15 protein-coding genes and 1 riboswitch are annotated in these 14491 nt (G+C 32.3%); of the genes, 7 read left to right on the top strand and 8 right to left on the bottom strand.

The genetic code is table 11. From position 1 onward, the window contains the following. Nucleotides 1-13: 13 nt before the first annotated feature. The 7 genes from LX95_RS13800 to LX95_RS13770 all read right to left on the bottom strand — a co-directional run bounded on the left by LX95_RS13800 (nt 14) and on the right by LX95_RS13770 (nt 5903). Entirely contained in the window at nt 14-403 is a 390-nt protein-coding gene (locus LX95_RS13800; protein ID WP_111542049.1) for a hypothetical protein, read from the bottom strand. Between the two features lie 73 nt (nt 404-476). Continuing rightward, the gene (locus tag LX95_RS13795) at nt 477-1019 is read right to left on the bottom strand and encodes an acyl-CoA thioesterase (RefSeq protein WP_111542048.1); all 543 of its coding nucleotides are present in this window, start codon (nt 1017-1019) and stop codon (nt 477-479) included. A gap of 130 nt (nt 1020-1149) precedes the next feature. After that, nucleotides 1150-1515 carry a 6-phosphogluconate dehydrogenase gene (locus LX95_RS13790; protein ID WP_111542047.1) on the bottom strand — a complete coding sequence of 122 codons (366 nt, stop codon included), beginning with the start codon at nt 1513-1515 and terminating at the stop codon, nt 1150-1152. Nucleotides 1516-1527: 12 nt separating this feature from the next. After that, a complete protein-coding gene (rmuC, locus tag LX95_RS13785) occupies nt 1528-2901 on the bottom strand; it encodes a DNA recombination protein RmuC (protein ID WP_111542046.1) in 1374 nt (457 codons plus the stop codon). A 56-nt stretch (nt 2902-2957) separates the two neighbouring features. After that, nucleotides 2958-3740 (bottom strand): ABC transporter ATP-binding protein, encoded by a 783-nt coding sequence (locus LX95_RS13780; protein ID WP_111542045.1) that lies wholly within the window; start codon nt 3738-3740, stop codon nt 2958-2960. A gap of 2 nt (nt 3741-3742) precedes the next feature. Then, entirely contained in the window at nt 3743-4765 is a 1023-nt protein-coding gene (locus tag LX95_RS13775; RefSeq protein ID WP_111542044.1) for a FecCD family ABC transporter permease, read from the bottom strand. A gap of 1 nt (nt 4766) precedes the next feature. After that, on the bottom strand, nt 4767-5903 hold the full coding sequence (locus tag LX95_RS13770; RefSeq protein ID WP_111542043.1) for an ABC transporter substrate-binding protein: 1137 nt from the start codon (nt 5901-5903) through the stop codon (nt 4767-4769). A gap of 65 nt (nt 5904-5968) precedes the next feature. Further along, a riboswitch (cobalamin riboswitch) is annotated at nt 5969-6176 on the top strand. 31 nt (nt 6177-6207) lie between these two features. Between LX95_RS13770 and LX95_RS13765 the strand changes: the two genes are divergently transcribed. From LX95_RS13765 to LX95_RS13750, 4 genes are read left to right on the top strand one after another with little or no spacing between them, the layout of a single operon-like run. Further along, nucleotides 6208-8040 (top strand): TonB-dependent receptor plug domain-containing protein, encoded by a 1833-nt coding sequence (locus tag LX95_RS13765; RefSeq protein ID WP_111542042.1) that lies wholly within the window; start codon nt 6208-6210, stop codon nt 8038-8040. 2 nt (nt 8041-8042) lie between these two features. Further along, nucleotides 8043-9119: a YncE family protein gene (locus LX95_RS13760; protein WP_111542041.1), complete on the top strand. Its 1077-nt coding sequence runs from the start codon at nt 8043-8045 to the stop codon at nt 9117-9119. Between the two features lie 20 nt (nt 9120-9139). Further along, on the top strand, nt 9140-10429 hold the full coding sequence (locus LX95_RS13755; RefSeq protein ID WP_111542040.1) for a DUF5074 domain-containing protein: 1290 nt from the start codon (nt 9140-9142) through the stop codon (nt 10427-10429). After that, nucleotides 10429-11418 (top strand): T9SS type A sorting domain-containing protein, encoded by a 990-nt coding sequence (locus tag LX95_RS13750; protein WP_111542039.1) that lies wholly within the window; start codon nt 10429-10431, stop codon nt 11416-11418. The genes LX95_RS13755 and LX95_RS13750 overlap by 1 nt, the downstream gene beginning before the upstream one ends. A gap of 76 nt (nt 11419-11494) precedes the next feature. Here the strand turns inward: LX95_RS13750 and LX95_RS13745 are convergent, their stop codons facing one another. After that, complete coding sequence (locus LX95_RS13745; RefSeq protein WP_111542038.1) at nt 11495-12889, bottom strand: S41 family peptidase; 1395 nt, start codon at nt 12887-12889, stop codon at nt 11495-11497. A 114-nt stretch (nt 12890-13003) separates the two neighbouring features. Between LX95_RS13745 and LX95_RS13740 the strand changes: the two genes are divergently transcribed. The 3 genes from LX95_RS13740 to LX95_RS13730 are packed head-to-tail and all read left to right on the top strand — an operon-like array spanning nt 13004 to nt 14489. Then, on the top strand, nt 13004-13516 hold the full coding sequence (locus LX95_RS13740; protein ID WP_111542037.1) for an RNA polymerase sigma factor: 513 nt from the start codon (nt 13004-13006) through the stop codon (nt 13514-13516). Continuing rightward, the gene (locus tag LX95_RS13735; protein WP_111542036.1) at nt 13503-13958 is read left to right on the top strand and encodes a hypothetical protein; all 456 of its coding nucleotides are present in this window, start codon (nt 13503-13505) and stop codon (nt 13956-13958) included. Before LX95_RS13740 ends, LX95_RS13735 begins: the two co-directional genes overlap by 14 nt. A gap of 6 nt (nt 13959-13964) precedes the next feature. Continuing rightward, nucleotides 13965-14489, top strand: coding sequence for a DUF4252 domain-containing protein (locus LX95_RS13730; RefSeq protein WP_111542035.1), 525 nt, complete (start codon nt 13965-13967; stop codon nt 14487-14489). Nucleotides 14490-14491 lie beyond the last annotated feature (2 nt).

Genomic DNA, 14491 nt, shown 5'->3' with positions numbered 1-14491 from the left:
AATTTAATTATATCTATCGACTAAGTTCTAAAATTTGAACGTTATCAGTTCCATCTGTAGATTTCCAAACCTGTTTTTTGCTTTTGTCGCTTACAATGATCCAAGTTTTATTTAAAGCAGATTTATCTTTCTTATCGCCACTTTTTATAATCACGTAGCCTTCTTTCATTTCATAATTAAAGCCGCTTTCGTCTTTAAAATCATTTTGAAAAACATTGTAATTTATATTCTTACTTCCTGTACCATTTTTTTTAAACTCGATGGTACCAATATTTTGCGAAGTTGTATTTTGACCTTTGCTATTAATAACTTCATACTTATCAATATTCCATTGATTCACAAGATTCGGTGCACAACTAAAAAGACTTACAGATACGAGTAATAATAATAATTTGGTTTTCATAGTATAATTTTGTTTTCTCAGAATATAAGGAAAATACAAAGGCAAGTCAATGATCTTAGCAGAGGTTTAACTTTTACACAATTTGTACTCTGTAAGAGCTAAATTCTTCTAAGTATTTTTCCGAAGAAAAGTCGGTTTCATTAAACTCATCACTCCTATGGCGCTTTATTTTAATACGTTTAACCGATTTTAGAAAACGTCTTTTCTCATTCTCATCTTCCAATATAAGTCCAGGTATTTTAACGCTATCGCCATTTTTATCTTTCGCCACCATAGTGATGTAGGATGAGTTACAATGCTTAACATCTCCTGTTTGAATATTTTCTGCTTCTACTCGAATTCCAATCACCATCGATGTGTTTCCTACATAATTAACCGAAGCTTTCATGGTGACTAATTCACCAATATCTATGGGACGCAAAAAATCTACGGTATCTACACTTGCAGTCACACAATATTCTCCGCTGTGCTTAGAGGCACAAGCAAATGCTATTTGGTCTAAAAGTGATAATACGTAGCCTCCGTGAATTTTTCCATTAAAATTAGAATGGGAGGGAAGCATCAATTCAGAAATCGTGACTTGAGATTCTTTAACCGTTTTAAATTCTTTATTCATGTAGTACAATTTTTATTTGGGCGCATCCCTAACGGGTCGGGCTTTACGCTATATCTTTTTTGCAATTTTTGCATCAGCAAAAATGCAAAAAAGGATGTCGCTTCAATCCCTTGCGCTAGTTTTTTTAATATTATCTTCTAAAATGTGGAGATTGAGAAAGTTCTACTTTATTGATAAAATATTTAGTATCTCCCCAAAAAACAAAAGTACCGTATCTTTCCACGTAAGTGAGCTTTACATACTCACCTTGATATTGATTAAGCTTTTCTATCACCTCTTCATTTTTATCTAATACCGAAAAACTGAAAATTTGCGCTCCACTAATTCCCTGACTAATTTCACCTTCCCACGTTTTTACCATAACACCTCGATTACTAAACTTTATAAGTTCACCAGCCCTAGTTCCTTCACTGTAAGGAACAAAGTATACAAAAGAGTAAAAAGCAATCGCGACCACCGCAATGGCTAATAATATATAAATAAGTATTTTTTTCATAATAAATAAAGATTAAACTTCATCCTCTTGGGTATGACTAATTAGTTGTTGATCTATTTGCTTACTTGCTTTAGCCCCCAGTTTTTTCAATTTTTCTACGCGTCTAATTAGATTTCCTTTGCCTGTCAATTTTTTCATAGCATTATCATAACTACTTTGAACCGTGCCTAGCTGACGACCAATTTTTAAAAGCTCGTCGGTTAGATTGGTAAAAGAATCATACAAAGCTCCTGCTTGTGTCGCAATTATGATCGCATTTTGCTTTTGCTTTTCATTTTGCCACATACTATCAATAGTCTTTAAAACTGCTAGAAGGGTGGTAGGGGTAACAATAATAATATTTTTATCGAAAGCATCACTGTACAATTGTGGATATTCATTAGAAGCTATAGCAAACGCCGCTTCAATAGGAATAAATAGCAATACAAAATCTGGACTCTCCATTTGGTAGAGTTGATGATAATTCTTTTTACTTAACTCATCTACTCGATTTTTTATGGCAATTAAATGATTTTTAAGGTGGGTAGATTTATGCTCTTCCCCTTCATTTATATAGCGTTCATAAGCATTTAGAGAGACTTTAGCATCGATAATCATTCTCTTTTCACCTGGTAATTTTATCACAACATCTGGCATAACTCTTTTACCTTCTGAAGTGTGAAAACTTTGCTGAACAAAATATTCAGCGTCTTTTTGAAGTCCGCTTCGTTCTAAGACACTTTCTAAAATCATCTCGCCCCAATTACCTTGCATTTTTGTATCTCCTTTTAAGGCTTTGGTAAGATTGGTTGCTTCCTCACTTATTTTTAAATTCTGTTCGTTAAGAAATTGAAGTTGTTTACCTAATTCGGCGTGTCTTTTAAGAGAGTTTTCGCTATTTCGATCTACTTTTTCTTCAAATACTTTAATTTTTTCCTGCAACGGATTTAAAATATTTTGAATATTCTCTTTGTTTTGAAGTGTAAATTTTTCAGATTTTTGTTCTAAAATCTTATTGGCTAAGTTTTCAAATTCTTTACTGAATTTTTCTTGTAACTGTTCTACCTCGCTTTTTTGCTCTTCGTTTCTTTGTCTTAGATTTTCGAACTCTACATTTTTCCGCGTAAGCTCATTTTTAAAGAACTCTTTTTCATTCCTTATCTCTTCTCGATCTCTAGAAACTTCTTTTATCTCTTTTTGCATTTCTGCTTTAAGTTCTAGAAAGTAGGTTTCAGATTTTTGTTGCTGTTCTTTTAACGAAAGAGATTCAAGTTCTTTTTGTTTAGAAAAAGCTTCTAAATTTTTAATCTGTTTACTACTTTTTAAGTGCTTAATGAGAAAGCCAAGTATAATTCCGCTAAGGAAAATAAAAATCGTAGAAACAATAAAAAGTATAGATTCTTGCATAAATCAAGGTAAATGATATCTCAAATATACATATTAGCAAGGCTAAGTTAACAAACTTAACTTTTAATTTTAAAGCTTTTGCTTATTGAATCAAATTGAATAAGGTCACTTGGGAATAGGTGCTCTAAGTGCTTTTCTTTGATAAGATTCTCGGGAGTTTGTTGAATAACTTTTCCGTTATTAACGAGAATAATTTGGTCACATAATTGTAAAGCTAAATCAATTTCGTGAGTAGCAAATACAATGGCTTTTTGAGTAGTTTTAGAAAGTTTTTTGAGCATTTTGAAAACAAATGCTTTGTGATATAGGTCTAAATGGGTGGTAGGTTCATCTAGCATAATTAAAGGTGTGTTTTGAGCTAAGGCTCTCGCTAACATCACTTTTTGAAGCTGACCGTCACTAAGATCGCTACATTTTTTATGTGCTAAATCTTGTACCGCAATTAGGTTTAATGCATTTTGAACAGCAACTTTATCTTTTGAGGTTAAAATACCTAACCAATTAGAGTAAGGCTGTCTTCCTAACGACACCAACTCTTTGACGCTTAAGTTTTTGGAAAAATGAGTTTCGGTTAAAACAATACTTATTTTTTCTGAAATTTCTTTAGCAGAAATATTCTCTATAGCGACCTCTTCTAAAAATACATTTCCAGCAATAGGCGTCAACTCCTTAATAATGGTCTTAAGCAATGTCGATTTTCCTGAACCATTAACGCCAATAACGGCTACCAATTCCCCTTTTTTAATATTGAGCTCAATATTTTGTGCTACTACTTTATCCTCATAGCCAATACTAAGATGTTGAGTAGATAAAATTGTTTTTGCTTCTTTATTTTTCATACCTAAAACATCAACTTCTTTTTTCTAACTAATAACCAAATTACTACAGGAGCACCAATAATAGAGGTAATTGCATTAATGGGTAAAGTAAGTTCGCTACCGGGAATTTGAGCAATACTATCGCAAATTAGCATTAGAATAGCTCCGCCTAAAATAACAGCAGGAACTAAAACCAAATGGTTACTGCTTGGTATAATTTGACGAACCAAATGAGGAACTGCCAAACCTATAAAAGCGATGGGACCTGCAAAAGCGGTAATGCTTCCGGCAAGTAAGCTAGTCGCAAAAATAACTAGAAAACGGTTTTGCTTTAGATTGGTGCCTAAGCTTTTGGCATATTGTTCTCCTAATAAAAGTGAATTAAGGTTTTTAATACAAAAGATGCTTAGTATAATTCCGCTAAGCCAAAAAAGAAAAAGGATACCAACCTCTGCCCATGACAGATTGCCTAAGCTCCCAAAGGACCAAAATATGTATTGTTGTAATTGTTGTGACGGACTAAAATAGGAAAGAACGCTGACTACTGCAGAGGTTAAACTAGCAAACATAAGACCGATAATGAGTAACGCCATAGTGTCTTTAATTTTAAAAGAAGCGCCAAGTATAGCGAGGAGCACTAAAAAACTTCCTATGCTGGAAGCGATAACCAGAGTCCATTTAGAGAGAAATAATCCAGCAGCAATTCCGCCAAAAAGACTACTGCCCATAATGACAAGAGCGACCCCTAAACTAGCTCCGCTACTTAAGCCTAAGACATAAGGGCCTGCTAATGGATTCCTAAATAAGGTTTGCATTAACAAACCACTTAATGCTAAACCAGAACCTACTAGAATGGCGGTGAAAGCTTTTGGTAAGCGATATTCTAAAATAATGTATTGCCAACTTTCTTTACTTACTTCTAAGTGAAAAATAGATTTTACAATTTCATCTAAAGGTATAGAAACCGACCCTAAACTAATGTTTAACAAGGTGGCAAGAATTAAAATAAAAATTCCTAGCCATAAATATGTAGTTAGGTTTTTCAAGTTATTCTAAAGGCTTAAAAAAAGTGGTTTCGTAATTAGGTAATACCTCTGGGTGAAAGATCTTAATTAAATCTTTTAAAACTAGATCGGGACGATTGGGTGCTAGCTCATAATATAACGCACCGCCAGTTTCTCCTGTTACTCCGGCAAAAGAGTAGATTTTTTTCTGTTGAAAGGCTTCAAATTTATTGTAATGTTCACTTGCACTCATCATAGCATCATAAGAGGTAAAAGCTCCTGGAGCAATCCAGTAATCTGCTTTTTGAGATTTTTCTAGAACACTCTCAAAAGCTAACGAAATACTTCCGTTACCGCTAGTGTTGGTGTATAAATAATTTGCATTGGCGTCATCAATAAATTTAGCTTGCCAAGAATCCCCATAAGGTAAATACCAAACATCTTTATACATCGCCCCGCAAAGAACACTAGGTTGATTGTCGCTTTTTGAAGCTAATTTTTTTGCTTTGTTATATTCAGTTTTAATTTGATTAAAAAGTGTAGAAGCAAGATCTTCCTTATCATAAAAAGCACCAAAAAATTTAATCCATTCTGCCTTTCCCAAGGGATCGGCTTCTGTCCAATCACCATTATAAATTACGGGAATACCACTTTTTTTAATGGTTTCGAAGGTTTTATTACCACTTTCAACTGCAAAACCAATAACAACATCGGGTTGAATATCAAGAAGAACCTCTGTGTTTATCGATTCGTTTTTGCCCAATTCTTTTACTTGTCCTGCATCGATTAAAGCCCTTGTATTTTTTGAAGACACATATTTAGTATTTGGGAATCCTACTAATGTATTTTCAACTTTTAGACTTTCCAAAGAAGGAATATGTGTTGTTGAAGTAACCACAATCTTTTTTACGGGAATGGTTACTTTTTGATCATACGCTAGGTCTGTGGGTAATTGAGTCCCTTTTCTAGACAATACATAAGTAAATTTTTTCTCTGCTTTTGGCCAAGGATTGTTTACCGTTATTATTTTATAGTCGTCATAATTGGTAATTGAAAACCCATTAGCATTAGAAACTTCAATTTCTTTTCCCTGAAAAGAAGAAAGATTAGATTCTTTTGTTTTTTGCTCTTTACAAGCAAATATGAATAGAAGACTTAATAAGAAAAAGATTTTTTTCAAAGCAGATGATTTTTGACAAAAGTAAGATTATTTCATTTTCTGATGCGTAAAGTGGGCAAAATGTTTACTTTTGCAGCCAAATTGGTTAAACGGTTAATGTTAATTAGCTGTTTATTAAAAGGGAATTTCGTTAAACGCGAAAGCTGTTCCCGCAACTGTAAGCTTAGTCTCGTAGAGATGCTTTTGGTTCACTTCAATTCCACTGTTTAATAAAACGGGAAGGATCAACCAAAAGACGCAAGCCAGGAGACCTGCCAATTTTAAACCAAAAAATGAAGACTTTCGGGTAAAAGGTCTTACGTGTATGAAATATTTTATTTTCACATTTTTATTAAGCCTGTGTGCTTTCCAAGCATTTGCTCAAAACGATTCTATAAACGTATTGGGAGAAGTTTTGCTAAAAGATAATAGGCTTAAAGATTCTTCTTATACTAAAAATTATACAGTTTTTAATGATAGCGTTTTAAAACGTAATCAAGCTTCCTTAACCAATTTACTCAATTTTAATTCTACTGTTTATTTTAAAGAAAATGGAGCTGGCATGGTTTCTTCTCCTTCCTTTAGAGGAACAACAGCTTCACAAACAGCTGTTCTTTGGAATGGAATAAATATTAATTCACAAACTACTGGACAAACAGATTTTAATACTATAAATACTCGAGGTTTTGATCAAATTATAATTAAACCCGGAGGAAGCGGAGTGGAAGATGGGAGTAATGCAATTGGGGGTAGTATTTATTTAAAAAATAGATTAGATTATAATAAGGGATTTAAAAATTCGGCTTTCTTAAATTATGGCAGTTTTAATAGCTATGGAGTCAGTTATAAAACTTCTTATTCAGAAAAAAACACTTCTTTATCGTTGGGTTACTCCAGAAATTCATCTGATAATGATTACACTTACTTAGGTACAGATAGAAAAAATAAAAATGGACAGTACCACAATACAAATATCGCTTTAGCAGCAGGTGTAAAATTGTCTAAATTTGACGAGTTAAGACTATTTGCAAATATTTTTGATGGTAACCGTAATTTCTCATTACCAACTCCCAATGCTCTAGCCACTAAGTATTATGATTTTAATACCCGAAGCTTGGTGGAGTGGATTCGAGATTACAAACGAATAAGGTCTAGTGCTAAGCTAGCTTATATTACTGAAAATTATGAATATTACCCTAACATAAACAATGAATTTTATACTTACGGAAATGTAGAAAGTTTATTTCTAAAATATAACTTGAATTATAAGTTAACCAAAAAATTATCGCTTCAAAGTAAATTAAATTACACTAGAAATGATGGTAGAGGATCTGACATAACTCAAGAAAGTAGAAATCTAGGTTCTGTTATAGTAGGAATAAAACATCAGTTAACTCGTAAATTTTTATACGAAGTAAATATTCGACAAGAGCTCAATGAAAATTATGAAAATCCCTTTTTATATTCTGCAGGAATAAACGCACAGTTAACCGATTTTTATCAAATAAAAATAAACACTTCTAAAAGCTTTAGAATACCTACCTATAATGATTTATATTGGAAGGGATTAGGAAATACAGAGCTTCAACCAGAACTTTCCTATCAAGCTGAAATTTCTAATCTATTTCAACTTCACAAAAATACCTTACAATTTACAGGATATTATAATTCGGTAGAAAACTTATTGACTTGGGTTCCGGATGCATCAGGAGTATGGCGACCTCAAAATACAGATAATGTAAAAATTTATGGAGTAGAAGTTATTGCTCATCTTCAAAAAAAAATAGGTATACATAGAATTGCATTAGATGGGACTTATGCTTACACTGTTTCAGAAAATCAAGCCACTCAAAATCAATTAATTTATGTGCCTTATCATAAATTAACAGCTTCTCTTTCTTATGCTATAAAAAATTTCTCGGCTTATTATCAATACTTAAATAACGGTGAAGTTTATACAACTACCGATAACGCTCCAGAACATATACTTGATGATTATATGGTTGCTAACCTAGGAGTAGAATATACTTTAGGAGAAAAGAAAAACTATCAAATTGGTGTACAACTATTAAATCTTTGGAACACCTCTTACGCAAGCGTACTCAACAGGCCTATGCCTGGTAGAAATGTAAATGCATATTTAAATTTAAATTTTTAGAAATGATAAAAAATATAACTAATTGGCTTTTGTTCTTTGTAATGGTCTTTTTTATAAGCTGTTCTTCTGATGATGATATTACAGAAACTCCTAATTTACCTGAAGGAGATTATACCAACGGTTTTTTTGTTTTAAATGAAGGAGGATTTACTTATAGCAACGCATCAGTTTCTTTTATAAGCGAAGAAGGAACAGTATATAATTCTATTTTTTCTACTGAAAACAATAGAGAATTAGGAGACGTCGCACAAAGTATGAACTTTAACGAAAATCTAGCTTTTATAGTAGTTAATAACTCCAATACAATTGAAGTAGTAAACCGTTATACTTTTAAATATGTAACCACCATTGAAGAGCAAATCTTAAATCCGCGTCATATTATTTTTGAAGATAATTTGGCATATGTTACCAATTGGGGAGATCCCGCAGATACGAGTGATGATTATATTGCAATCATCAATTTAGAAACATACGAAGTCACTCAAGTCATTGATGTCCCAGAAGGACCAGAAAAAATGGTTAAAGCAAACGGAAAAATTTACGTAGCCCATAAAGGAGGTTGGGGTTATGGTAATAGTATTTCTGTAATTAATATTTCTACCCAAACTTTAGAAGGCAATATAGAGGTAAATGATGTTCCTACTAATTTAGTTGTCGAAGATAATTTTCTATATGTTTTATGTTCAGGGAAAGAAAGTTGGACAGGAGAAGAAACTAAAGCAGGAATTTTTAAAATCAATTTAGCTACACAAACAGTGGAGCAGGAGTTAGAGTTTTTAGAGGGAGTACACCCAAATTTTCTAGTCAAAAATAACAACGATTTGCACTATATAATTGATAAAGATATTTATCAAATTAATTTATCAGATTTTAGTTTACCTGCAGAACCATTATTTTCTACAGAAGAACAAAATATAGCGGTATTATATGCTTTCAACATTCATAATAATGTTATTTATATAGCAGATGCTAAGGATTATACTTCCAATGGAAAAATTCTAACGTATTCCATAGAAGGAGAACTACTCCAAAATTATTCAGTACAACTTATTCCTAACGGATTTTATTTTAATAACTAATATTTTAGAACTAGACAATCATGACAAAAAATTACACATTACTAATGGTATTCATATTGGGATTAATTTCACAATATAACTTTGCACAAAATACGTATGATAACGGAGTTTTCATTTTAAATGAAGGAGGAGCAGGAAGTGCAAATGCCTCTATATCTTATTTAGATAATTCAGGAAATTTAACCAACAATATTTTCAGCAATGAAAACCCAGGGATGAGTTTAGGTGGGGTTGCCCAAGGAATGGGGTTTGAAGGAAATGAAGCTTATATTATCGCCAATGTTTCAAGTGAAATTAATGTAGTTGATAGAGTTTCTTTTTCTCACATCGCAAACATTACTAACGGTATAAATAACCCACGTTATATAGAGTTTGATAATGGATTGGCGTATGTCACTAATTGGGGTGATGCAGGAGTTACTACAGATGATTATATTGCAGTCATAGACTTACAAACTTATACGGTTATCGATAATATCCCAGTAGCTGAAGGGCCTGAAGAAATTGTAAAGAAAGGAAATGTTCTTTTTGTAGGACACCAAGGAGGTTATGGTCACGGAAATACAGTATCTGTTATTGACTTAACCAACTATAGTGTAACTACAATTACGGTAGCAGACGTTCCCAATTCCTTAGAAGTAGATGATGATTATCTATATGTACTTTGTGGAGGAAAACCTGCGTGGACAGGAGCAGAAACATTAGGTAAACTTTATAGAATAGATCTAACAGATTATACTCTTGTAGAAGAATTTGATTTTTCAAATGGAGAGCATCCAGATTTCTTAGAAATTGAAAATGGAGTAGCTTACTACGTTGAAAATAACAATATTTTTGAATTTGATTTTGTAGGCACTTCTTTACCAACTACTCCCCTTGTAAGTACTACGAACGTACAAATAGCTTATGGGTTTTCTTTTATTGATGATATTTTTTATTTAACTGATGCTGTAGATTATATTTCTTCTGGAAAAGTCTTTACTTATGATCTTACTGGTAGTTATCAAAATGATTATACTGTGGGGCCACTTCCTAATGGAGTTTATAAATATGAAAATGACAATTTATTTGTACAACCCTCTCAAGATAAGTTGCAATTATCAATTTACCCTAACCCCACTACTGAAAAATTATATTTAAGTACTCAAGAAAAAGCTGAGGTGAGCTTTTATAGCTTAAGCGGAAATTTAATTAAAAAAGCCAATTATACTAATAGTGGTATAAATGTAACCTCTCTTTCTGCAGGAATCTATCTGGTAAATGTTATGCAAAAGGGGAAACATCAAACATTAAAATTGATTGTAGAGTAATGATAGTAAAGAATTTATTAGTTTTTGCCTGTTTTTTTCATTCTATAGCATTACTAAGTCAGTCTTATGCACCTGCTGCGAGCCAAACGGGAACTACTGCAATCGCTTCAAATAGTTCTGTTTTTATAGATTGGGCAAGTAATGTGGAAGTTGAAAGAGGATTTGTAAATATAGCAGATCCTTCTCAAGAAGATCAAGGTAGTGTTTACGCCAGCTATGGAGATCCTAGTAATGCAATAGGTATGGTTACAAATTCTGCAGTAAGTCTAGGAGATGGAGGAGAGGCTATATTAACATTTGATACTCCCATAGCAAATGGTAGCGGATTTGATTTTGCTGTTTTTGAAAATTCATTTAGTGAAACTTTTTTAGAATTGGCATTTGTAGAAGTAAGTTCAGATGGTGTTAATTATTTTAGATTTCCTTCTCATAGCGAAACTCAAACCCAAACCCAGGTTGGAGGTTTTGGAAACTTAGATGCTACATACCTCTACAATTTAGCTGGGAAATATGCTGCTTTTTTTGGAACACCTTTCGATTTGGATGATTTAGCTACTAATCCTTTATTAGATAAAAATAATATAACACATGTAAAATTAATTGATGTTGTAGGAAGTATAGATCCTATTTACGCAACCTACGATAGTCAAGGAAATATGATAAATGATCCTTTTCCTACTCCTTTTTATTCTAGTGGATTTGATTTGGATGGGATAGGAGTTATCAATCAGCAAAGCTTAATTGTAGGAGAAGAAGAAAAGCATCGTATTTCTATTTATCCTAATCCTGCTAACAATTTTATAAAAGTTGAAAGTGAAGTTGAAATAAACACTGTTGAAATTTATTCTACTTTAGGAAAGTTAGTCAAAACGTATGAAAACTTATCTCAATATCCAACTTTAGATATCTCAAACTTACCTAAAGGAATGTATATGTTGAAAGTAAATTCTGCTAAGAAAAACTCTTTATTTAAACTGATAAAGCAATAAGAAAGTTTTAAAAAGCTTATAAAACGCAAAAACCCGCTTTTCAAAAAAGCGGGTTTTTGTCTTTTATAAATAAAATTTATTTAGTTTCTACATACATACGTTGGTAGGTAGCATTATACATTTTACTTTCTCCAATATTTTTTATTTCTAATGGTTGAGTTCTTCCAGAAGGTCTACCGTTTCCAAAAATATCATCTATCGCAGCCTTAAGCAGTGATTCGTTAGGGTCTCCTAATTCTCCTAAATTAGAATAATCTTCATTCACTTCAATAGTAGGGTTTAGACCATTAACATAATCTGTAAAGCCGTTGGCGTTAACCGATTTTAAAATTAAAGGTTGCAAAGCATAAGTGTGATTTAAATTGAGGTTATCTCCGTTTCTTCTAAAATTGTTAGAATCATAAAGTGTTGTTGAGCCTTGAAATTTTCCTACAGTAGTTGTTCCTATTTGCTTAACATCTACATAAGGCATTAAACCACTAATCAACAATTCACTCGCTGAAGCGGAACTACCGGTAGTTAAAATATATACTTTACTTAAATTAAGGCTATTTATAGACTCATCGGTAGAGATTTTATTGTTAAAGTCACGTTCAAAATCATCAAAATTGTCATTATAAACTTGAGTAATAAACAATTCTCCATTAAACTGTCCAGTAACCATACTGGCTAAGTCATTACAAGTTTCAATGCTTCCACCGCTGTTGTATCTCACGTCGATGACTAAATCTTGAATTCCATCTGCTTTAAAATCCGCGAAAGCGTTATTAAGTTCACTATCAAAATTTTGTCTAAATCCGTTATACATTAAATAGCCAATCTTTTGTCCTTCTATGGTTAAGGTTTTCGCTATAAATACAGGGTTTTCTGTATATTCTTGCTTAGTAAGACTAATAGTTTCATCTAGCGGTGTTAAAATTCCGTTTTCAAAAGAAGCCAAACCTATACTGTAATTATTGGAAGAAAGAAGTTGATTAAAGTTATTTTCGGTAAGTACTTGGTCATCTACTCGGTTAAAAATCATTCCTCTTTCTAGGTTATTTTGCGAAGCAGAAGTATTGGGGAGAACGTAACGAACATAACCAAAAATTTCTCCTGTAGATTGTAGTTGCACCAAACCAAACTCCATTCCGTTATTAGTGGTGGTTCCGTTAAAGGCTTGTTCTAACTCAATATAATTATCTACTAAAAAACTAAAACGATCTTGACTAGAGAGTAAATCTGCAAAAAGTTCTTCTGGCGTATTAAAACCATTTAGGTATTGATTACGTTCGTTTGTAGAGCTAAAACTATTGTTGGCCAATACGGGTTTATCTGCTTTATACAAATAAAACGTCTGCATAGCGTTATAGATAAAGTCTTGTATTTCTATAGTGCTAGCATGTTGAAAATCATCATCTCTATCTTTAAAACAAGAAGTGACCACAAGGGAAAAGATAATGATAAGTAAAAGGGAATAGGTTTTTTTCATAGTATATACTCTTATAAAGGATAAAGTTAAGTACAATATAATTAAATTTTAATCCTTTGTAACAAAATTTAAATTGGGACGTCAAGCTTATAGAAACCACCAAATAAAAGGAAATTGAATCAGAAGGCATTTTTAGAGTTTGTAAATCCTATAAAAGATAAAATTTATCGATTGTCTTTAAGATTGCTAGTTTCTAAAGATGCAGCCGAAGATGCTACACAAGAAGTGATGATAAGGTTGTGGAAGATGAAGGATAAATTGAAAGATTATAAAAGTCCGCAAGCTTTAGCGATGACCATTACTAAGAATTATTGTTTTGATCAATTAAAAGCAAAAAAGAATAACAACTTGAGAATCGTTCATACTAATTATGAAGATGGAAAGAAAAGCTCCTTACAGAAAGAAATTGAAGCAAAAGATGAACTTTTAAAAGTACAAGAGATCATAAAAAATTTATCAGATCAAGAGCAATTACTTATTCAGTTAAGAGATATAGAGCAGTTAGAGTATGATGAAATGGAAGAAATTACAAAAATGAATCAGACTGCGATTAGAGTGGCACTCTCTAGAGCCAGAAAAAAAATTAGAAAAGAAATATTAAAAAAACATAACTATGGAATTGCATAAAATAGAGTCTCTCTTAGAGAAGTACCTCGAGGCAGAAACCACAGTACAAGAAGAAACTATATTGAAAAATTATTTTTCTTCTTCAGAGGTAGAGCCTCGTTTAGAACAATACCGTCCTTTATTTCAGTTTTACAGCTTAGAGAAAGCTATTGTTTTAAATGAAGAGGAGCGTGTAATTAAGCTTCCGCGGAAGCGTAGCCGTACGAGTTTATACGCCAGTATTGCTTCTATAGCAGCTATATTGATGGTGGCAATAAGTGTATTTCAATTTTCTAATTATCAAGAAGAGCATTTGGTAGTAGAAGGAAACCATGAATTGGCTATGAAAAACACGCAAGATTTATTCAATATGGTAACAGGTGCAGTAGCTAACAGCAAAGAAAATCTAATGTATTTAAAAGAGTTACCCCAAACAAAAAATAAATTAATAACAACAAAATAAGTAAAGATGAAAAAGAGTATAATTTTAGTTTTAGCCATTATGTTGGCTCCGATTTTTAGTAATGCACAATCAAAATTTGAGCGTTATGAGAAGATGCGAGATGTAAATGCTATGGTCATTACCAGTAATATGTTTAAGCTTTTAGCAGAAATAGACTTAGATAGTGATGACCCAGAAATGCAGCAATACATTAATCTTATAGAAAATTTAAAAGACATTAAAGTTATTTCTACGGAAAATACTTCGATAGGAGCAGAGATGAAAAAAGATTTTGATTCTCATATCAACTCAGGTTCTTTAGAGAAGTTGATGAGCTTTAAAGATGATAACAAGAATGTTCAATTTTATTCTAAACCTGGTAGTAAGAAAAACTTTGTTAGTCAGTTAATGATGTTAATGCAAGGGAGTGAAGATGGGAAACCAATAACAGTAGTGCTTTCTATAACTGGAGATATTGATCTTAAGGAAGTATCTAAGTTGGCTAAAGATTTAGAAGTACCAGGAGCTGAAGAATTAGAAAAAGTTAATTAAGA

This window comes from Mesonia algae (genome assembly GCF_003253545.1).
GTDB lineage: Bacteria > Bacteroidota > Bacteroidia > Flavobacteriales > Flavobacteriaceae > Mesonia > Mesonia algae.
The sequence above is the reverse complement of the archived record's forward strand: the minus strand, read 5'-3'. Positions and strand labels throughout refer to the sequence as shown.